The following is a 20,340-nucleotide window of genomic DNA, read 5'->3' as shown; positions in this document are numbered from 1 at the left end:
AACTTGCCGCCATTATTTTTGACCGGTTTAACAGAAAGGAAGAAACATGAGTGTGGTAACGCGTTTTGCTCCCAGTCCTACAGGTTATTTGCATGTCGGCGGTGCTCGTACCGCTTTATATTCTTGGTTAGTTGCAAAAGCGCAAGGCGGCGAGTTCGTATTACGTATTGAAGACACAGACCGCGAACGCTCAACACAGCCTGCCATTGACGCAATTTTAGAAGGTATGGAGTGGCTTGGATTAAACTGGGATCGTGGTCCGTATTACCAGACTCAACGTTTTGACCGCTATAAAGAGCTTATTGATAAGCTGTTGGAAGAAGACAAAGCTTATAAATGTTATTGCTCGGCTGAGCGCTTAGAGAAAATGCGTGAAGAGCAAATGGCAGCGGGAGAAAAGCCTCGTTATGACGGACATTGCCGTGACAACCCGAATGTTGGCGGTGATAAATACGTTATTCGCTTTCGTAACCCGCAAGAGGGCAGTGTGGTTTTCGATGATCACATTCGTGGCCGTATTGAATTCGCTAATACCGAGCTGGATGATTTGATCATTGCCCGTACCGACGGTACGCCAACCTATAACTTCTGTGTGGTTGTTGATGATTGGGACATGGAAATTACTCATGTGGTGCGCGGCGAAGACCACATTAATAACACCCCGCGCCAGATTAATATCTTAAAGGCCTTAGGCGCGCCCGTACCTGAATATGCTCACGTGTCGATGATTCTAGGCGATGATGGTAAGAAACTGTCGAAACGCCATGGCGCAGTTAGCGTAATGCAATATAGAGATGATGGTTACGTACCTGAAGCGGTTATTAACTATTTAGCGCGTTTAGGCTGGTCACATGGCGATCAGGAAATTTTCAGTGTTGATGAGCTTATCGAGTATTTTAAGCTGGATGATGTTAATAAAGCCGCGTCAGCGTTTAATACCGAAAAACTTAACTGGCTAAATCAGCATTATATGAAAACGTTACCGGCTGAAAAAGTGGCTCCACAGTTGCAATGGCAGTTTGACCAAATCGGTGTGGATACCAGTCACGGGCCTGCTCTTGAGAAAGTGGTTGCGTTGCAGGCCGACCGAGTGAAAACTCTGAAAGAAATGGCTGCCATTAGTCGTTATTTCTACGAATCAGTAGACGAATTTGAAGAGAAGGCGGCGAAGAAGCATTTACGTCCGGTAGCGAAAGAGCCTTTATTAAAGGCAAAAGAACTGCTTGGAGCAGTGAACGACTGGAATGCTGATAATATCCAAGCCGCTATTAATCAAACCGCTGCTGACCTGGATGTGGGTATGGGCAAAGTAGGTATGCCTTTAAGGGTAGCTGCTACCGGTGGAGGTAACTCTCCTTCGTTAGGTGAAACCCTTGAATTAATACCCCAAAAAACCGTTTTGGCGCGAATTGACCTTGCTTTAGAATTTATAGCTAAGCGTGAGAGCGCGTAATAGAGCGTTAAAACGACCTTAGGATACATCATGCCAGACATTAAGCACTTGATTGAGAACAACAAAGCGTGGGCGGAAGAGCAGGTTCAGAAAGATCCTGACTTTTTTAAGCGCTTGGTAGGGCAGCAGGCGCCGGAGTATTTGTGGATAGGCTGCTCCGACAGTCGAGTGCCTGCCAACCAGATTGTTGGTATGGACCCTGGCGAGTTATTCGTACATAGAAATGTGGCAAACCAAGTTATTCAGACAGACTTTAACTGTTTGTCTGTGATTCAGTTTGCGATAGAAACCCTCAAAGTACGTCATGTATTGGTGGTGGGTCACTATGGTTGTGGTGGTGTTAAAGCAGCCATGGAATCAAAACCTCATGGTTTGGTAGACCATTGGCTTTATCCCATTCGTGATGTCTATCGCGAGCATGCCGAAGAAATAGCAGCTCTGGAAGACTCTCAAAAAGTCGATCGTCTCTGCGAGCTAAACGTTATTGAGCAAGTGAAAAATCTTGCTAAGACAAACGTGGTTCAAGAAGCCTGGGACCGTGGTCAACCGCTGACTTTGCATGGTTGGGTGTATCGTTTGGATAACGGTTTAGTGAATGACATGAATGTTTCTGTTTCCAGCCGGGAAGGGTTGGAGCAGGTGTATCATGTTTACCACCAAAAACTGCCGGACGGCCTGAAAAAATAGTTTTTGATGAATAACTGAGCGAATTGCCATAAAAATCGTCAAACGGTCGCATTTTTTCAAAAAATAGTTGACACATTAGCTCAGGTCGAAATAGAATGCGCCCCGCTGTCAAGGCAGTCTGTGATTGCCAGGTGCGGGGCTATAGCTCAGCTGGGAGAGCGCTTGCATGGCATGCAAGAGGTCAGCGGTTCGATCCCGCTTAGCTCCACCAAGTTGTTTTCGGTAGAGCGCCGACAGTAGTTAAAAGTATTTGATTGCGTCCCCTTCGTCTAGAGGCCTAGGACACCGCCCTTTCACGGCGGTAACAGGGGTTCGAATCCCCTAGGGGACGCCATCTCTTTTAAGAGAGTCACAGCTCACATCAAACAGTCCAGCGTCCCCTTCGTCTAGAGGCCTAGGACACCGCCCTTTCACGGCGGTAACAGGGGTTCGAATCCCCTAGGGGACGCCATTCAAATACCGTGATGCAGAGTGATTGTTGCGTCCCCTTCGTCTAGAGGCCTAGGACACCGCCCTTTCACGGCGGTAACAGGGGTTCGAATCCCCTAGGGGACGCCATTCAAATACCGTGATGCAGAGTGATTGTTGCGTCCCCTTCGTCTAGAGGCCTAGGACACCGCCCTTTCACGGCGGTAACAGGGGTTCGAATCCCCTAGGGGACGCCATTCAAATACCGTGATGCAGAGTGATTATTGCGTCCCCTTCGTCTAGAGGCCTAGGACACCGCCCTTTCACGGCGGTAACAGGGGTTCGAATCCCCTAGGGGACGCCATCTCTTTTAAGAGAGTCACAGCTCACATCAAACAGTCCAGGGTCCCCTTCGTCTAGAGGCCTAGGACACCGCCCTTTCACGGCGGTAACAGGGGTTCGAATCCCCTAGGGGACGCCATTTTTCAGGACAACACACAACCGCCCGCAGGCGGTTTTTTTGTGCCTTTATTTTGCTAATTCCAATAAGTAGGGCTCTAAAAAGTCAGCAATTTTGGGCTGTGCTTCAGCGGTTGGGTGAATGCCATCGTTCTGCACATTATCTGGATTGGTCGCTATCTGCTCCATAAAAAAGGGCACTAATTTAACCCCTTCCTCTTCTGCAACCTCTTTAAATACCTGGCGAAACTGTTCAGCAAACCTCTGGCCATAATTCGGTGGCACCATAACCTGACTTAATGCCACTTTAACGCCTTGTTTCTTCGCTTTATCGATCATTTGTTTCAAGTTTGAACGAACTGTGTTGAGGTCAAAGCCTCTAAGTCCATCGTTACCACCTAATTCAATAAATAAAGCATCGGGTTGGTGACGCTCTAAAACGCCTTCTAAACGGCTCAAGCCACCACGAGTGGTTTCGCCACTAATACTGGCGTTTATGATGTTAATATCGGGATGAGAGCTGTCCCAGCGTCGGTCCAGTTCGGCCACCCAGGTTTGCTCCTGTGAAAGGCCGTAACCAGCGCTTAGGCTGTCACCTAAAACGACAAGTGAGACATTTGCGGAAACACTGCGTATAACTAACAACAGTGATAAAAATAGACACGTTTTCAAAAGGAAGTTTTTCATTTTATGCTCATTCAAGCTCAACAACTGGAAAAAACCGTAGACACCTCTGAGGGTCCATTACAGATTTTGCAGCCAATTAACGTCAGTATCAATGCTGGCGAGACTGTTGCCATTGTCGGCGCGTCAGGCTCCGGTAAATCGACGTTATTGTCGCTGCTTGCGGGGTTAGACCTCGCATCCTCCGGAGAGGTTCTTATAGAGAACGAAAAACTGAGCGAATTGGATGAAGAGCAGCGCGCGAAAGTTCGTGCTGACAAAGTTGGCTTTATTTTTCAGTCGTTCCTTTTGGTGCCAAGTTTAAGCGCTCTGGAAAACGTTATGCTACCGGCTGAATTGGCGGGTCATAAAGGCGCAGAGAAAGAAGCCCGCGAACTCTTAGCCAAAGTTGGGCTGGAAGATCGCTGGCACCATTACCCCAACCAGCTGTCAGGTGGTGAGCAGCAACGTGTTGCCATTGCACGGGCATTTGTCGGCCAGCCGAAAATTCTGTTTGCAGATGAACCTACCGGTAATCTTGATGCAAAAACTGGTGGTAAGGTCGAAGAATTATTATTCGACCTCAATAAAGACTACGGTACAACGCTGATTATGGTGACTCACGATCAGCAGCTGGCCAAGCGCTGTCAGCGCGTGTTGCAAATGGAAGCAGGGCAGTTGTCGGAGGCAGCACAGGATGTGGCATAAAATTTCGTTTCGTTTGCTAAAGCAGGAGCTGAAACGAGGTGAGCTGACAATTATGGCGCTGGCAATTATTTTGTCGGTGACCGCCGTATTGTCTCTTTCTATATTCAGTGATCGCTTACAAGCTGGACTGACTGAACGCAGCAGCGAATTCTTAGCCGCGGATCGTGTTTTGAGCTCACGTCGTGACATACCCCAGGAATGGCTCGACCAAGCCGGACAAATGCAGCTGCAAACAGCCTGGAAAGTCGTGTTTAATTCCATGGCGTTTTCTGGCGAGAACATGACTCTGGTGGATATCAAAGCTGTCAGCGACGGTTACCCGCTACGAGGTGAGCTGGAAATCGCAGACCAGCCGTTTGGAAAAGGGTACGTGGCTGAAGGTCTGCCTGCTGAAGGCGAGGCCTGGGTGGCATCACAGCTGTTTCAGGCCTTACAGCTGGATATTGGTGACTCAATTGAGGTGGGGAATAGCAGTTTTAAGGTCACTAAAGTCGTCACTTATGAGCCCGATGTTGGTTTTTCAGTATTTACTGATAGTCCAAACGTGATTATTCGCCATTCTCAACTGGAAGAAACGGGCCTCATTCAACCGGGTAGCCGTGTGCGTTTTAACGTCTTAATGGCTGGGGAACCTGGCGCTATTGATGCGTACGAAGACTGGCTGTTACCTCGACTCAATGACGACACACATAGCTGGCGCAGTATTGAAGATGGAGATAGCCCGTTATCGCGTTCTTTAAATCGAGCTGAGCGCTTTATGATGCTGGCAAGCCTGCTCGGTGTGGTACTGGCCGCAACAGCGGTGGCAGTAGCAGCGCAGCGTTATTGCCAGCGAAACTACGATGTCGTTGCTATTTTTAAAACGCTGGGCGCGGACAAAAAGCAGATTCGTCGTATCTTTTTACTTCATTTGCTACTACTTACAGCTGCGAGTGTGGCGGTAGGTATGGCGCTTGGATGGGCTATTCAATATGTGGTTATTGAATGGGTTGCACAGAAACTGGATGCGACCTTACCTCAAGCCGGATGGCAGCCTTACGCATTAGCCGGAGCGACCGGTGTTATCAGTGCGGTTATGTTTACCCTGTACCCATTGTTTAGGCTGGTCTCGATTCCTCCGCTACGTGTGTTGCACCGCCAGCTAACGGCGGGTAACGCTATTCGCTGGCTGCAGTGGGTATTAAGCGGAGGCACCATTTATGCCTTGTTGGTGATTTACAGTCAGCAGTGGTGGTTATCGACCGCTTTGTTTGCCGGCGGTGCCGTTGCCGCTGTTATCTTGCTGGGATTAGGACGCTTATTCATATCTGCGAGCCGCAAAGCGGGTATGCAGGCGGGGAGCAGCTGGCGCCTCGCAATGGCTGGCCTGCAACGTCGGGCAGCGCAAAATAGTGTACAAATGTTGAGCTTTTCAACGGCGATTATGTTGCTGTTATTAGTCATTGTTTTGCGCAACGACTTACTGGAAGACTGGAAACGGCAGTTGCCAGCAGACGCTCCGAACTACTTTGCCATTAATATTGCCCAGGACAATGTGGATGATATGCAGGCAATGTTCGAGCGCGAAAATATTCCGTCGACTGATTTGTACCCGATAGTTCCTGGTCGCTTAACTCACATTAATGGTGAAAAGCTGCGAGATGAAGTCACCAAGGAAGAGCGTGATGAAGACGAAGCAGAAGGACGTGAAGGTATTGGTCGAGAGCTGTCACTGACTTGGCGCGATAGCTTACCACCAAACAACGAGTTAACCGCCGGTGAGTGGTGGGGAGAAGACGCTAAACCTCAGGTCTCTGTCGAATTAAATGTATCAGAACGACTGGATATTAAAGTAGGTGATGAACTACGCTTTAATTTAGGTGGCGACGTATTCACGGTGCCGGTCACCAGTTTGCGAAAAGCCGACTGGAATACCTTACAGCCGAACTTTTACATGATATTCAATACGTCGACACTGGAGGATTTTCCAGCGACTTACATCACCAGCTTTAGGTTGGACGAAGAGCGTAAAAGTGAACTGTATGAGCTTTTTAAACCGTTCCCACAAACGTCGCTGATTGATCTGGACGCTATGATTGATCAGATACGAGAAGTCATTGGGCAGGTGAGCTTAGCCATTGTGTTCGTACTGGTGCTTGTCATTATTGCTGGTGCGTTAGTGCTAGTGGCGCAGGTACAGGCCAGCATGGAAGAACGCCAGAAAGAACTAGTGATTCTGCGCACGCTGGGCGCGCCCGGTAAGTTATTAAGTCGCAGTATTACTTATGAGTTCCTGGTGCTGGGGGCTATTAGTGGGTTAATAGCCACGTTGGCGATGGAAATATCCTTGTTCATATTGCAAAACCAGGTATTTAACATGACGCCGGTAATCCACTGGAAGCTATGGCTTGTAGGACCGCTTTGCGGAGCCTTGGCTGTGGCTATTTTAGGTCGTTTGTCATGTTATCGCCTAATTAAACGCAATACAGCGCAACTTATTCGCAAGCTCGCGTAAGTTTGCGCTAGTAACTGACTCAGGAGGTGACCGATGAATATTTTGATGACGGGAGGTACAGGCCTAATTGGCTCCGCGTTTATTCGCACGTACCGAAGTGAGCACAAGTTTACGGTCACCACGCGCAATAAGGAGCGTGCCAGGAAACTACTGGGCGACGATGTTACCTTATTGTCCTCAGTGGACGAGGTGGCGGATATCGGCCAATTTGATGCTGTTATCAATTTGCAGGGCGAGGGTATTGCCGACAAGCGCTGGAGCGATTCCCGCAAACAGGCGTTAAAAGACAGCCGCTGGCAGGTTACCGAAAAGCTGGCGGCTATGATTAAGGGGGCCGAAACGCCTCCTAAGGTATTTCTGAGTGGCTCTGCAATTGGTTATTACGGTCCGCGAGACTCCTCGCCGGTAAACGAAGAGGGCAAGCCCGAGCATACGGACTTTGCAGTGACGCTGTGTCAGGAGTGGGAGCGCAGGGCTTTAGCCGCAGAAAAGGCCACTCGCGTTGTGTTACTTCGTACGGGCGTAGTGCTGGCAAAAGATGAAGGCGCGTTAGCGAAAATGCTGCCACCTTATAAATTCGGTTTAGGCGGACCTTTAGGTGAAGGTAAGCAAATGATGTCCTGGATACAGCTTGAGGACATGATTCGGGCACTGCAGTACTTGTTAGAACACGATAATTTATCAGGCCCCGTGAACATGACCGCCCCGGGCCCTGTTGCCAATGAAGCTTTTAGCCGGACTTTGGCGTCGGTACTGAATAAACCGCACTTTATGAGAGTGCCTGCATTTGTGCTTAAACTTGGCTTGGGGGAAATGTCTTCGATGCTACTTGAGGGACAAGCTGTGGTACCGGACAAGCTGCGCAATCATGGTTTTGAGTTTAAGTACCCGACCGTGCGCGAAGCTTTTCAGGTGAGTGTATAAATCTTTACGGCGTCTTTTTATTCCCTTAACAGACAGGGTTTTCGGAACTCAGTAAGATTAAGGAATGAAAACTAAAACCACACACTCCGTAAAAAAGTTCATGCTTGGCGCCGGTTTATTTATGCTGGTGCTGAGTGGCTGTAGCTCCATTCCGGCGAAGAGTCCCAATAACTTAATTGGCAAACAAGATTCCGGAAAGGCGTCTTATTACGCCATGAAATACCAATTCAGAACCACAGCCAGTGGTGAGCGGTATAACCACTTCGCAGACACCGCCGCTCACAGAACCTTGCCATTTGGCACCAAAGTTCGAGTCACCAATATCGCTAACAATAAAAGCGTCGTGGTTAAAATTAATGATCGAGGCCCCTTTATTGACGGCAGAATCATCGACTTATCCCGCTCCGCGTTTGGCGACATTGCTGACTTGGACGTCGGGGTTATTGAAGTGACTACTGAAGTTGTTCGATAAGGTTTACGATATTTACCAACCCATAATCCGTTGCCAGGTTTTATGTGAACCATCACTCAGCAGTATATGGTAAAGCGGATGCATGGCGGCTGTTGCACAGGCGTGGTTGGGCAATATGCGCAATTGCGAGCCAACAGGAAAGTCTTCTGGTTGGTAAGTTTCGGTTAATTCAATAACACCGTGCTCTTGCGATGTGCTGTTAATGCACAAGCCAGCTAAAACAGAGCCGTCAGTTCTGCAGATTTGTCCGTAGCCAAAATCTTTCCCTTGACTCGCGGTACCGCGATCACGCGACAGTGCCATCCAACCGCTGTCTGTAAGTACCCAGCCTTTCTCTTTGTTGTGCCCTATGACAGTTGTCACTACCGACATGGCTATGTCTGAAAAGTCGCACACACCGATGTTTTTCATGACCAAATCGAATGTCGTGTAAACGCCGGCACGCACTTCGGTAATATCACTAAAGTCTTCGCCATAATGCGCAGTTGGTGTTGAACCGACGCTGGTTATTGAACAATGAATGTTAGACGCTTCCAATCGGCTTTTAGCGCTGCGAACCGCATCACACTCTCGCTTAGCGAATGCTTTTAAAGCGTCTGCGGTATTACAACCGTATGAGCCACCGGCATGGGTCATAAGTCCGGTAAAGTGTCGACCAAGTTGCTGCGCAATATCAATAAGCTCGGGTGCTTCGGGCTTAATACCACCGCGATGATCATCACTGTCTATTTCAATAAAAACGGAAAAGTCCTGTTGGTGTTTTTGTGCAAAGTCACTTACTGCCTTTGCCTGCGCCATATTATCGAGCAGTATATGTAGGTTAATACCGCGCTTACGTAGTTGAGCGACGCGTTCCAATTTTGCCGGTGCAATGCCTACGGCGTAAAGTAAGTCGGTGTAGCCAGCGTTTGCGTAGGCTTTAGCTTCTGCCAGTGTTGACACTGTGGCTGGCCTGGTTTTATCCGCGAGTAAGTAATCGGCGGCCTCTAACGTGCGCAATGTCTTCAGATGAGGACGTAAGTGACCTCCCAGTGATTCAACCCGGTTTTTCAAATGCGCGATATTGCGCTTTAGAATGGCTTCATCAATCAGCAAATATGGCGTATCAAGGGTATTTATCCACTGAGGTACTGTCATTTATCCTCCTACTTTTTAAGAGCTTAATAGTTCTGCATAGCGGCTTATATCGACATTGCCACCGCTAATGATAACGCCAACCCGTTTGCCTCGAAGCTCATCTTTAAGCTGCTCTACAGCAGCGAAACCGAGGCATCCCGTTGGTTCAACAACCATCTTCATTCGCTCGGCGAAAAAGCGCATGGATTCAACTAAGCTTGAGTCGCTGACGGTTAGAATATCATCGACATTATTTTGAATAATAGGGAAGGTATATTCGCCCAAATACTGTGTTTGAGCGCCATCAGCAATGGTTTTGGGCGTTTCAATACGGACAATTTCCCCTTTACGGAACGACTGTTGGCCGTCGTTTCCGGCTTCGGGCTCAACACCATAAACTTTGCAGTCAGGTGCGAAATGGCGCGCCGCTAACGCGCAGCCGGACAGCAATCCGCCGCCACCTAGACACACAAATAGTGCGTCAAGCTCTCCGACTTCCTCAAACAGCTCTTTTGCGGCAGTGCCTTGCCCTGACAAAATGTGCGGATGGTCGTAAGGCGGTATGAGCGTATAACCGTGTTTCTCAGCAAGCTCTTTGCCTATTTCTTCGCGATTTTCGGTATAGCGGTCATAGTGAATAACGTCGGCACCATACCCGCGGGTCGCGTTTACTTTCGCGACGGGGGCGTCTTCGGGCATGATAATGGTCGCTTTAATACCGAGCAATTGAGCCGCTAAAGCAATAGCCTGGGCATGATTACCTGATGAAAACGCAATAACACCGGCTTTTTTCTGAGCGTCATTAAACTGCAGAAGAGCATTCATAGCGCCGCGGAACTTAAACGCGCCCATGCGTTGGAAGTTCTCACATTTAAAAAAGAGTTCGGCGCCCAACTTTTGGTTCGCTGTACGCGACGTTAGCACCGGCGTCTTATGAGCGTATGGGCGGATGCGTTCAGCGGCGGCAGCCACTTCTTCATAATTGGGTAGTGATAGCAAAACTCCTCCTTTTAAAGCACGTGCCAAAAGCCATAAAGCAAACCGGGAACAACCGCTAAAATCATGTAGGCGGCGTATTTGTAATGCAGCTTTATGCCGGCAACAGACGCAAACATTATGCCTTTCAGTAAGGTGTTACTGGCGCAGGCCAGAATAATCCCCATAACCGCAACCTTCGGTGACAGCTCATTCTGAGCTGACCGGGACAACGATAAGGTAATAGCGTCGACGTCCATTAAGCCCGAGACAATAGCCAGGCTGTAGATACCGGCATCTCCAAACCATTGCTTCATGGCTTCAGAGAGTAACAAAACAACGGCAAGCAGCAGGCCGAATTGTATGGCGGTGCCTAGCTGTAGTGGGTTATTAATGGTGATATCGGAAGCGCTTGATTGCGTTTGTTGCTTTTGCTGGCGATACATAATTACCATAACCACTAGTAATCCGGCGAACATTAGGGCAACCGACGGCCATAGCATTCCAAGAAGCGCACGGTTTACAACAAAGACTTCTATCAGCACTCGCGGAAACATAATGCTGCAGGCCAGCAGCGTACCGCTCACATAAATAGCGGTGTGTGAGTTCTTCTTAGCAAAACGAGCCATGGTGAGAGTAACGGCGGTGGACGACGCAAAGCCACCTGCAATCGCGGTAATGAGCGTGCCTCTCTTTTCGCCGAGCAATTGCGTAAATAAGTAGCCAATAAATGACAGCCCGGAAATTAACACCACCATCCACCATAGCCAGTATGGGTTTAGCGCTTGCTATGGGCCGTACCCTTCGTCAGGCAGAAGCGGTAGCACCACCACGGAAATAAGCAGTAAGGTAATGCCTGAATAAAAGGCTTTAGGGGAAATACGTTTGAGTAATTTATGTAAATTTTTCTTATGACCGAGCAGGGCAACGACCACAGCACCACAGCTTAGCGCTGGGAGCGGATTCCCCGAGGCCCCCCAAATTGCTAACGCGAAGGTCAGTAACATGGAAAACTCAGTAGTAATGCCCGCGTCGTCAGAGAGTTTGCTGTGGCTAATGTATGACGCCGCAATGAGAATGGCGACTACAACAAAGCCGGTAATAATGAGCCATACACCCCATTGTTGGGCGAGTATGGCGAAAACACCCCCACTTAAACCAATAATGCTAAACGTGCGCACCCCGGCAACGCGAGCTCCTTCTTCGCTGTCACGACCCGACCAACCTCGCTCAATGCCTATCATCAAACCTAAAGCAAGCGCTGCCAGTAATGAAAGTGCCATTTCCATTTGATAATGCACGGTCTAAGAGTCCCTGATTATTTCGTCAATACAAAGACTTTAATTGACCTCTAGGGCGTCTAGCAAGCTTTTACGCCAAAGTGACTCTTTAAATTGACTGTGGAAGAAGTTGAAGTGACCAATGCCTTTGCTGTTAGTCATGTCGGGGGTTAAGTCCGTTAACGACTTTTCGGCATTTGGGTAGTGACTCAGTAAACTCTCAATATTTGAGCGCTGGAGTAGCTCGTCGTCGGTAATATGGAATGCGCGAATAGGTGCGCTGAAGGTATCGTAACGCGCTTTTTGTTCGTCAGTAATGTTATCGAATAAGTAGTTTTTGCTGCGGCACCAACGACTCCATTGCTTCATGGCTGGTGCAGGCATATCACCCACCATGTTCAAGCGTTTACCGGGGAAGTAGCCGGCTATGGGCGTACTGATAGGAGCGGCAAAATACCACAACAACCAAGATGTCCAACGAACTTGTTTGCTGGCTTGTAGCCAATAACCGGTGCCGCTGGCAATAGTCACCATTTTGTCGATGTAGTGGCTATTCGATGCCAAAGCAACAATTTGACCACCTAAACTATGAGCAAGCCAAATTAGCGGCTCGCCTTGCTGGCAGGACTTGGCGTATTCGAGCACTGACTTAATATCCAACTCAGCCCATTCAATAATGTCAGACTTGATCTGTTTTAATGGTTTATCGACGGACTGACCAATGCCGTAGTAGTCGAAAGTAATAACGCGATACCCCTGTTCGCTTAACCAGCGCGCAATTGGCTGGTAGAAGCGCTGTTTTACGCCAAGGGCCGCAGCTATGACGACAGTGGCTTTAATTTTGGTTTGTGGCTCGAACCTTACACAGTGTAAGTAGCGATTATTGTTCGTGAGCTCGATACTCTTCATGTTTTTCGACACAACGACAATAGCGGGTTAGTTTGGAAGCGCAGCGATAAAGGGCTTTACCGAAGCTTGTTTATAGACACCTGCTTCCCAGTATGGGTCGTCATTTGTCCATTGTTCAGCGTCCTGTAATGTGTCGAACTCCGCAATGACGACAGAGCCGGTATAACCGAGTACGCCCGGATCAAGTTCGGCTATGGCAGGGCATGGCCCCGCGACCAGCAAACGCCCGTCGTTTTGTAATGCCTTTAGCCGCTCAAGGTGAGCAGGGCGCGCTCGCTTGCGCGCTTCCAGCGAGTCCGGGTGATCTTCTGCAAAAATAACGAACCACATTATTGCGTGTTCTCCTCATCTTCCGCATATTTGTTTATATAAATTTCAGTGCCCAAAATAAACAAAAATGTTGCAATTAAAATCCCAAAGACTTTGAAGTTGACCCAAACTTCTTGGCTCAAAAACTCAGCAATGTAGAGGTTAATAGCTGCAAGAAACAGGCAATAAACAATCCATGAATAGGTCAGTCGAATCCAAACGAAGTCAGGTAAATCAATGTTTTTTCCACGAATCGACTGAATAGGGTTCTTCTTTTTCAAAAGTAAACTGCCAGCCAGGAAAAGCGCTATAGCACCATATATAACTGACACTTTCATTTTTATGAACCAGTCATCATGCAGAAGTAGAGTCAGTGAACCGAAGCCAATGACGACTAGGGGCAAAACCCAATGCCGGGTCGTCATGGGGTGCCTAATTAACTTTAGCCCGATTAGCTGAACCACTGTCCCTGCCATTAAAACACCGGTTGCGACATAAATGTCCGCCATTTTGTAGAACACAAAAAAGGCGATTATCGGTATATATTCTAATAACAGGGCCATTGACTACTCCGGTTTTCTTTACTTCAGCGATGTGGCGGCTTTCATGCTTTGGGTAAACGCTTTTAAGTCCGCTATCTGTTGCGCATTATTGTCGAGGTTTTTCTCAATAAGCGCAACCACAGCTGAGCCGCTAATAGCACCGTCCGCGCCAGCTGCCAACGCTTTTTCAACGTGTTCGGGTTGAGAAATACCAAAGCCCAGTAATATAGGCGGTGCGCCGGCAGACTTCAGCTTGTCGATAAGCTCTGAAGCCGGTGCCTGCATTTGTGTCTCCGCGCCGGTAACACCTGAACGGCTTAATAAATACACATAGCCTGAACATTGCTTTGCTATGGTTTGCAGTAGCTCATCGCTGGCGTCAGGCGGCGCAATAAATACCGCATCGATACCAATCTCCCTGGCTATTTCAGCAAAGCGCCTGGCTTCTTTCACAGGAACGTCCGCAATAAGTACCGAATCGACGCCAACGTCTTTCATTTGTTGGTAAAACTCTCGAACGCCTTTTGCGTAAACTAAGTTAGCATAGACTAATAAACCTATCGGTATGTGATGTGAATAGTCACGAACAGCTTCTAAAATCCGCAGTATATCGTTGAAGTTAGTGCCGGCATCCAGCGCGCGTAAATTGGCACGCTGAATCACAGGACCGTCTGCCACGGGATCAGAAAATGGAAGGCCCAGCTCGAGAGCATCGGCACCGCCATCAATGAGTGCTTTTATCACCTCCAAACTTTGCTCTGGTGTTGGATCGCCAAGTGTGACAAAAGGAACAAATGCGCCTTGATGATTGGTTTTTAAATCAGCAAAACAGTGTTCGTAGCGGCTCATTGTTGATCCTCCGCAGCGTTTTCTTGGGCTTTAAAAATACGGCGAACGTGATCGATATCTTTGTCGCCGCGACCAGACAAATTAACCAGTAAGACTTCCGGAGCGTCAGGCTCGGCTGCGCGCTTGAGCGCATAAGCGAGCGCATGCGCTGACTCTAACGCAGGAATAATACCTTCATGGCGCGATAATAGCTTAAACGCCTCTAACGCCTCTTCATCAGTTACCGACTCATAGCGGGCGCGGCCAATGGCTTTCAAGTGCGCATGTTGTGGACCGACTCCAGGGTAGTCCAGGCCTGCAGAAACGGAATACGACTCTTCAATTTGCCCTTCGTTGTCCTGCATTAAAAACGACAGGCAGCCATGCAAAATGCCTGGCTTGCCGGCTGTGAGTGTAGCCCCGTGATGTTGGGTCTCGACACCTTTCCCGGCAGGCTCAACACCCACTAAATCAACGCCTTCTTCATCAATGAAGTCCGCAAACATACCAATTGCATTGGAGCCACCGCCGACGCAGGCAATAACCTCGTCTGGTAAACGACCCGCTTGCTCTTTCATTTGAGCTTTGGCTTCCTCGCCAATCATGCGGTGAAACTCACGGACAATGGTTGGAAAAGGATGCGCGCCGGCTGCTGTTCCTAGCAGGTAATGGGTGGTAGGGTAACTGGCCGTCCAGTCTCTTAAAGCTTCGTTTACTGCGTCTTTTAAAGTGCCGCTGCCGGTATCGACAGAAACGACTTTTGCACCCATAAGCTCCATGCGGAATACGTTGGGTTGCTGACGCTCAGCGTCTTTTTTACCCATATAGACAATGCATTCTAAATCGAGGAGGGCACAGGCAAGTGCCGTAGCGGTGCCGTGCTGGCCTGCTCCGGTCTCTGCAATAATACGCGTTTTGCCCATGCGTTTAGCCAATAGTGCCTGGCCCAGCACCTGATTGGTTTTGTGTGCACCACCGTGAAGTAAGTCTTCACGTTTTAGGTAAATCTTGGTGTTGCCAGGGCTTTCCAGTGGCAAATTCCGGCACAAGCTTAACGGTGTCGGTCTGCCAAGGTAGTTTTTTAACAAGCCGCGAAATTCTGCCTGAAATTCATCGTCGTGCTGCGCGTCAATGAAAGCTTGCTCGAGTTGCTCAAGCGCCGGTAATAAGATTTCAGGAACGAACTGGCCGCCGAAATCGCCAAAATAAGCGGGTAATGACTGACTCATACAGCCTCCTGTTGGATATTTTTAAACACTTGTTTCTCTGAAAATCGTCCGTATTGACGTATTTTCGTGAACGTTTGCGATACCTTCTGGCTATTTTTAATGCCCGGCGACCACTCCACGCGGGAATTTATGTCAACGCCGGCAAAGCCAAGTGTTATTGCTTCATCAATACTTTCAGGACCAATACCGCCTGCTAGCAGACAACGTTGGCGCTGCTGGGGTGCCAGCTCCTCCAGCAGTGACCAGTCAAACAGCTGGCCACTGCCGCCGCTACGATTATCCAGTACAAAGCCATCGACGGGTAAATCGGGTAGTTGGGCGGACGTTTCAATAGCCAGTGCTTTCCATATTTTGACTGAATCCAGTCCTTGCTCACGCAGTTGTTGGCGCAGCTGAACCACATAGTCGATATCTTCGTGGCCATGCAGTTGTACCACCGCCAAACCGACCGCAGAAACGGCATCAATCACTTTTTGTAAGGCAGTGTCTGCAAACACACCAACGTAGTCCAGCCCTTTGACCTCGGCTGTGAGTTGCTGAGCTTGCTCGATGTTAATACACCGGGGAGAGTGTTCTACGAATATCAAACCGCCATAGGCAGCTCCTTGTGAGCGGGCATTAATCGCATCTTCCGCACGTGTTAAGCCACACACTTTGTTTTGCCCAAAGAGCAGTTTTCGGCACGCGGCATCAACATCGGGTTGGGCGCTTAGTGCGCTACCCACTAAAAAGCCATTGACGTAAGGGGCAACCCGACGAATGTCGGCGTGTGTAGAGAAACCGGACTCCGCAATAAGTAACGCTCCCTCGGGGGCTTGTGGCGCCAGTTCGGCGCTCCGGTTCGGATCAATACTTAAATCGGTTAAATCACGATGATTAATACCAATGATGTTGGCTTTCAAATTGACCGCTCGCTGCATTTCCTGTTCGTTAGCGACTTCAGTCAGTACGTCCATGTTCAGCGACTCTGCAACGTTGCGAAGCGCGTTGTATTGCTCGTTATTAAGCACTGATAGCATTAACAAAATAGCGTCCGCGCCAAAGTAGCGAGCACGGTAAACCTGTTCTTCATCAATAAAAAAGTCTTTGCACAGCACTGGCCGTTTTACCTGCTGACGTACGGCGGTCAGGTAACCCAAACGCCCCTGAAAAAACTCGGGCTCAGTCAGAACGGAAATGGCCGCTGCGTAGGGTGCATAAGCTTTTGCCAGCTCAGGGGCATCAAAATCGGCACGAATGAGACCTTTCGACGGTGACGCCTTTTTGCACTCCAGAATAAAGCCCGCCTGCTCAACGCTCAAAGCGTCATATAAGCTTCTGTCGCTGGGGCTTAGTTGAGGCTTTATCTCACTCAGTGGCATAAGCTCAGACTGAACTTTGTTTTGCTCAACTTTGCGTTCCACAATGGTTTTCAGTACGTTTTTTTGTAGTGATATCGCATTAGACATGATACGTCTCCTGAGCGTCCTGAACACGGCGTAAGTGCAGCAGCGCCTGTCCTGTGTCCAAATGTTCCAGCGTCGCCGCAGTAGCTGCTTTCATATCGTTATATTGTCCGCTTAAATACAGCAAGGCGGCAACATTCATGGCAACTGAGTGGCGCTGAGCCGGACTGCCGCCGCCGGCCAAAATATCTTCGAGTATGCGTGCATTAAAGTCTGCATCACCGCCTCTTAATTCACTCAACGGCGCAGACGGAACACCAAAGTCAGCTGGCTCGACCTGATATTCGTTAAGTTCACCGTCGCGTAGCTCAATAACTCGGGTCGGCCCGTGTAAAGCCAGCTCATCCAGACCACTGCCGTGGACAACCATAGCACGCTTTACGCCTAATCTTTGTAGGGTTTCAGCCATTGGTTGTACCCATTCATCGCTGTACACGCCCAGAAGTTGTGCGTCAGGGCGTGCCGGATTCACCAGCGGCCCGATTAAATTAAACAGCGTGCGTGTTTTTAAGGTTTGCCTTACCGGCATCGCGTGTTTAATACCCGGGTGGTAGTGCGGCGCAAACAGAAAGCAAAAACCGTTATCTGCCAGTTGCGAAGAAGCGTCAGACGGATCTAAATTGACGCGCAGTTTTAACGACTCTAAAACGTCAGCAGACCCTGAACGCGAGGAAACGCTACGATTACCGTGTTTGGCAACCGCCAGTCCCATACTGGCTGCCACCAAAGCGGCGGTAGTCGAGATATTAATGGTGTTACTGCCATCGCCACCGGTACCGCAACTGTCAATAACCGTTGTGTCCGGTCGTATAAAAGGCTTAGCGGCGGATAGTATGGCCTCCGCAGCCCCGGCTAGTTCTGCAGGTGTTTCCCCACGCATTTTCATGGCTATCAAAGCAGCAGTGACTTGAGTGTCGTTGAGCTCGCCTTTAATCAGGCGCTGAAAAAACTCACGGGTTTGATCTTGTGTCAGAGATTCACCGGACATCAGAGTTTGTAGGGCCTTCATGGCTGTGCTCCTTTCAATAAATAGTGAATGCTGTTACTGAGTAATTGTTTTCCCTTTGGCGTTAGCAGCGACTCGGGGTGGAATTGAAAACCAATAGCGTCGCTGTGGCCGTGACTATCAAGAAACTCTGCAGCCATGGGAATACTGCCTTCGGGACCGTTAATTTGAGCAATGATTTTTACGCTTTCTGGCAGATCGTAACCACTTAACGAATGATAACGAGCGACAACACATTGGTTGTTGTCGGTTGCGTTGGTGAATGCGGCATGTTCGATGGTATCGATGACTGCAGTTTTGCCATGAACAATTTCGCCACAGGTATCGACTCGACCACCCGCGTTTTCAACCAGTGCCTGAAAGCCCAGACAAATACCCAGCATTGGGATACGACCGCTGCAAAAACGAATAATGTCCATTAAGTTACCGGCATTAGTGGGATGTCCCGGTCCCGGCGACAGACAGACCAGTTGCTGTCCCTGATAATTGTCTAGTTGTCTTATGACATCTTCAGCAGCCAGTTGATTACGATAGACCACCAGCGGATAACCCAGTTGCCTTAGTTCATCAACTAGGTTGTAAGAAAACGAGTCAACGTTATCAATGAGTACAATACGAGCCGGTTGCGTCATGATTGCACTCCTTGTTGAACGTTATTTTGCTGACCTGAATGCGCCTGTTGAATCGCTAAAATAACGGCTTTGGCTTTGCCTTCCGTTTCGGCAACTTCGCTGTCAGGGTTTGAATCGTGGACGACACCAGCGCCAGCCTGAACTATCGCTTCACCGTTTTTAACGAAGGCTGAGCGGATGACAATGCAGGTATCCATGTCGCCATTTCCGGCCAAATAGCCAACCGCACCGCCGTAACTACCGCGACGCTGCTTTTCTACCTGACGAATTAACGTCGCGGCGCTGACTTTGGGGGCGCCGACCAAAGTGCCCATATTCATGCAAGCCCGGTAAGCGTGCAAAGCGTCGCAGTTGTCTCTTAACTTCGCCACAACGCGTGATACTAAATGCATGACCTGTGAGTAACGGTCCACTTGCAGTAAGTCGGCAACATAACGGCTGCCGGTTTCACTAATACGTGCCAGGTCGTTACGAGCTAAGTCCACCAGCATCAAATGTTCAGCCAGCTCTTTTTGGTCAAGTCTTAATTCTAACTCCATACGGCTGTCTAAGTCTGGGTTAATACTGCCGTCGGCATTTTTTCCCCGTGGGCGCGTACCGGCGATAGGGTAGAGCTCGACTTGGTTCGAATCTTTTTGGTACTTAAGGGCTGACTCTGGTGAAGCGCCGAACAGAGAGAAGTCCGGGTGGCTCATGAAAAACATATAAGGTGACGGGTTGTTTTTCTTTAGCTGATTATAGGCGGCTAGAGGCTCCGGGCAGGGCATTTTAAATCGACGCGATGGCACTACCTGGAAAATATCTCCAGCGACGATGTTCTTTTTCAGTTGAGTAACAATGGAAGCAAACTCGTCAGCCGAGGGGGTTGCGGTTACTTCAACGTCAACCGGCAGTGGTTTGGGTGTTATTGCCGGTAACTGGCAGCGCGCCGCGAGTTCACCAACACGCTGACTCATGGCCTGGTAACGCTTATCACGGCCTGTGCCCCCAAAAACACTGCCAAGCAGTTCGGTGGTTTGCGCTTGATGATCAATAATGAGCAGTGTTTCAGCTAAGTAAAAAACGTAATCAGGGCAGTCGTTCTCACCTTCTTCAACTTGTGGTAACGGTTCGTAGCTGGCGACAAAGTCATAAGCAAAGGCACCGCCAAGAAACACTGAAAATGGGTGCTGCTGTGCTGTGTCGTTTGCTTTGATTAATTGTTGCTGAAGAATGCGTAATGGCTCCATATTGCTGATTTGACGCAACCGGGAATCTTCATCTACCGGTACGTCCCCTTGTGAGGAGGCATTAACGGTGAAGTCCGCGACTAAGCCGTTATCAAGCGTGGTAACCGTTGCAAACCCATCGAGCTTTTTCTGAATCCACGGAAGCAGGGCGTTGCCATTGTCTGTCAGCGCCTGAATAGTCACTTGTTGCTCGTTACAGGTAAGCTGCAACGCGGCATCAATCAGCAATAAGCTTTTGACTTGTTGTTTGGTACCAATGTCAGCCGAATCAAGCAATAAATGAGCACCATTGGTTTGGCAGGTATTTTGGTAAACCTGCAGCGGCTCCGCTTGATAAGGCAGTGACACTCTTAATGTCTCTAAATTGCCGTCTTGTTCAGTTGTCAGGTTGTCCACCTCAGACCTCGTTTTCTCTTGTTGATTTTTAAACCTGCTCCAGTGAAACGGCAATAAAAAACCCGCTCAAAGGAGCGGGTTTCTCAAAGTGAAGCTATTTACGTTACACGCACAACTACACCACCCGCTCGTTCGGGAAGTGCCACCACCAATGTTGGGTTGTTGTACGTAAAAAC

20 protein-coding genes, 7 tRNA genes and 1 other annotated feature are annotated in these 20,340 nt (G+C 49.0%); of the genes, 13 read left to right on the top strand and 14 right to left on the bottom strand.

Going from position 1 to position 20,340, the window contains the following annotated elements:
• Positions 1–46 precede the first annotated feature (46 nt).
• The 9 genes from gltX (at position 47) to CWI73_RS04240 (ending at position 3,029) form a co-directional block, all read left to right on the top strand.
• Positions 47–1,453, top strand: a complete 1,407-nt coding sequence (gene gltX, locus CWI73_RS04280) for a glutamate--tRNA ligase (protein WP_126751689.1) — start codon at positions 47–49, stop codon at positions 1,451–1,453.
• A 30-nt stretch (positions 1,454–1,483) separates the two neighbouring features.
• Positions 1,484–2,140 carry a carbonate dehydratase gene (gene can, locus CWI73_RS04275; RefSeq protein ID WP_126751688.1) on the top strand — a complete coding sequence of 219 codons (657 nt, stop codon included), beginning with the start codon at positions 1,484–1,486 and terminating at the stop codon, positions 2,138–2,140.
• 135 nt (positions 2,141–2,275) lie between these two features.
• Positions 2,276–2,351 (top strand) — tRNA-Ala (locus tag CWI73_RS04270).
• A 47-nt stretch (positions 2,352–2,398) separates the two neighbouring features.
• Positions 2,399–2,474, top strand: a tRNA-Glu gene (locus CWI73_RS04265).
• A 41-nt stretch (positions 2,475–2,515) separates the two neighbouring features.
• A tRNA-Glu gene (locus CWI73_RS04260) sits at positions 2,516–2,591 on the top strand.
• Between the two features lie 31 nt (positions 2,592–2,622).
• Positions 2,623–2,698, top strand: a tRNA-Glu gene (locus CWI73_RS04255).
• Positions 2,699–2,729: 31 nt separating this feature from the next.
• Positions 2,730–2,805 (top strand) — tRNA-Glu (locus CWI73_RS04250).
• Between the two features lie 31 nt (positions 2,806–2,836).
• Positions 2,837–2,912: transfer RNA gene (locus CWI73_RS04245), tRNA-Glu, on the top strand.
• A gap of 41 nt (positions 2,913–2,953) precedes the next feature.
• A tRNA-Glu gene (locus tag CWI73_RS04240) sits at positions 2,954–3,029 on the top strand.
• A gap of 47 nt (positions 3,030–3,076) precedes the next feature.
• On the opposite strand, the gene CWI73_RS04235 is transcribed toward CWI73_RS04240, so the two are convergent.
• Positions 3,077–3,694 (bottom strand): arylesterase, encoded by a 618-nt coding sequence (locus tag CWI73_RS04235; protein ID WP_126751687.1) that lies wholly within the window; start codon positions 3,692–3,694, stop codon positions 3,077–3,079.
• A 3-nt stretch (positions 3,695–3,697) separates the two neighbouring features.
• Between CWI73_RS04235 and CWI73_RS04230 the strand changes: the two genes are divergently transcribed.
• The 4 genes from CWI73_RS04230 (at position 3,698) to CWI73_RS04215 (ending at position 8,268) form a co-directional block, all read left to right on the top strand.
• The gene (locus CWI73_RS04230; protein WP_058578779.1) at positions 3,698–4,378 is read left to right on the top strand and encodes an ABC transporter ATP-binding protein; all 681 of its coding nucleotides are present in this window, start codon (positions 3,698–3,700) and stop codon (positions 4,376–4,378) included.
• A complete protein-coding gene (locus CWI73_RS04225) occupies positions 4,368–6,872 on the top strand; it encodes an ABC transporter permease (protein ID WP_126751686.1) in 2,505 nt (834 codons plus the stop codon). The genes CWI73_RS04230 and CWI73_RS04225 overlap by 11 nt, the downstream gene beginning before the upstream one ends.
• 33 nt (positions 6,873–6,905) lie before the next feature.
• Positions 6,906–7,796 carry a TIGR01777 family oxidoreductase gene (locus CWI73_RS04220; protein ID WP_126751685.1) on the top strand — a complete coding sequence of 297 codons (891 nt, stop codon included), beginning with the start codon at positions 6,906–6,908 and terminating at the stop codon, positions 7,794–7,796.
• Between the two features lie 64 nt (positions 7,797–7,860).
• Complete coding sequence (locus CWI73_RS04215) at positions 7,861–8,268, top strand: septal ring lytic transglycosylase RlpA family protein (RefSeq protein ID WP_126751684.1); 408 nt, start codon at positions 7,861–7,863, stop codon at positions 8,266–8,268.
• 12 nt (positions 8,269–8,280) lie between these two features.
• On the opposite strand, the gene CWI73_RS04210 is transcribed toward CWI73_RS04215, so the two are convergent.
• Genes CWI73_RS04210 through CWI73_RS04155 form a run of 13 tightly spaced genes read right to left on the bottom strand, consistent with a single transcriptional unit; the run spans position 8,281 to position 20,164 of the window.
• On the bottom strand, positions 8,281–9,405 hold the full coding sequence (locus CWI73_RS04210) for a DSD1 family PLP-dependent enzyme (RefSeq protein WP_126751683.1): 1,125 nt from the start codon (positions 9,403–9,405) through the stop codon (positions 8,281–8,283).
• A gap of 15 nt (positions 9,406–9,420) precedes the next feature.
• The gene (locus tag CWI73_RS04205) at positions 9,421–10,383 is read right to left on the bottom strand and encodes a threo-3-hydroxy-L-aspartate ammonia-lyase (RefSeq protein WP_126751682.1); all 963 of its coding nucleotides are present in this window, start codon (positions 10,381–10,383) and stop codon (positions 9,421–9,423) included.
• Between the two features lie 11 nt (positions 10,384–10,394).
• Positions 10,395–11,117, bottom strand: a complete 723-nt coding sequence (locus CWI73_RS12580; RefSeq protein WP_241968818.1) for an MgtC/SapB family protein — start codon at positions 11,115–11,117, stop codon at positions 10,395–10,397.
• Positions 11,118–11,147: 30 nt separating this feature from the next.
• Positions 11,148–11,660: an MgtC/SapB family protein gene (locus CWI73_RS12575; RefSeq protein ID WP_241968817.1), complete on the bottom strand. Its 513-nt coding sequence runs from the start codon at positions 11,658–11,660 to the stop codon at positions 11,148–11,150.
• A 39-nt stretch (positions 11,661–11,699) separates the two neighbouring features.
• Positions 11,700–12,548 carry an alpha/beta hydrolase family protein gene (locus CWI73_RS04195; RefSeq protein WP_126751681.1) on the bottom strand — a complete coding sequence of 283 codons (849 nt, stop codon included), beginning with the start codon at positions 12,546–12,548 and terminating at the stop codon, positions 11,700–11,702.
• Positions 12,549–12,575: 27 nt separating this feature from the next.
• On the bottom strand, positions 12,576–12,878 hold the full coding sequence (locus tag CWI73_RS04190) for a YciI family protein (RefSeq protein ID WP_126751680.1): 303 nt from the start codon (positions 12,876–12,878) through the stop codon (positions 12,576–12,578).
• Positions 12,878–13,420 (bottom strand): inner membrane-spanning protein YciB, encoded by a 543-nt coding sequence (locus tag CWI73_RS04185; protein ID WP_126751679.1) that lies wholly within the window; start codon positions 13,418–13,420, stop codon positions 12,878–12,880. Before CWI73_RS04185 ends, CWI73_RS04190 begins: the two co-directional genes overlap by 1 nt.
• 18 nt (positions 13,421–13,438) lie before the next feature.
• The gene (gene trpA / locus CWI73_RS04180; protein WP_126751678.1) at positions 13,439–14,248 is read right to left on the bottom strand and encodes a tryptophan synthase subunit alpha; all 810 of its coding nucleotides are present in this window, start codon (positions 14,246–14,248) and stop codon (positions 13,439–13,441) included.
• Positions 14,245–15,456: a tryptophan synthase subunit beta gene (gene trpB / locus CWI73_RS04175; RefSeq protein WP_126751677.1), complete on the bottom strand. Its 1,212-nt coding sequence runs from the start codon at positions 15,454–15,456 to the stop codon at positions 14,245–14,247. Before trpB ends, trpA begins: the two co-directional genes overlap by 4 nt.
• Positions 15,453–16,904: a bifunctional indole-3-glycerol-phosphate synthase TrpC/phosphoribosylanthranilate isomerase TrpF gene (trpCF, locus tag CWI73_RS04170; protein WP_126751676.1), complete on the bottom strand. Its 1,452-nt coding sequence runs from the start codon at positions 16,902–16,904 to the stop codon at positions 15,453–15,455. Before trpCF ends, trpB begins: the two co-directional genes overlap by 4 nt.
• Positions 16,897–17,910, bottom strand: a complete 1,014-nt coding sequence (gene trpD, locus CWI73_RS04165) for an anthranilate phosphoribosyltransferase (protein ID WP_126751675.1) — start codon at positions 17,908–17,910, stop codon at positions 16,897–16,899. The genes trpCF and trpD overlap by 8 nt, the downstream gene beginning before the upstream one ends.
• Positions 17,907–18,539, bottom strand: a complete 633-nt coding sequence (locus CWI73_RS04160; RefSeq protein WP_126751674.1) for an anthranilate synthase component II — start codon at positions 18,537–18,539, stop codon at positions 17,907–17,909. The genes trpD and CWI73_RS04160 overlap by 4 nt, the downstream gene beginning before the upstream one ends.
• Positions 18,536–20,164: an anthranilate synthase component 1 gene (locus CWI73_RS04155; RefSeq protein WP_126751673.1), complete on the bottom strand. Its 1,629-nt coding sequence runs from the start codon at positions 20,162–20,164 to the stop codon at positions 18,536–18,538. Before CWI73_RS04155 ends, CWI73_RS04160 begins: the two co-directional genes overlap by 4 nt.
• A gap of 52 nt (positions 20,165–20,216) precedes the next feature.
• Positions 20,217–20,321 (bottom strand) — a sequence feature (Trp leader region).
• Positions 20,322–20,340: the final 19 nt, after the last annotated feature.

Origin of the sequence: Idiomarina piscisalsi, assembly GCF_003987095.1 — a bacterium.
Taxonomy (GTDB): Bacteria; Pseudomonadota; Gammaproteobacteria; order Enterobacterales; family Alteromonadaceae; genus Idiomarina; species Idiomarina piscisalsi.
The sequence above is the reverse complement of the archived record's forward strand: the minus strand, read 5'-3'. Positions and strand labels throughout refer to the sequence as shown.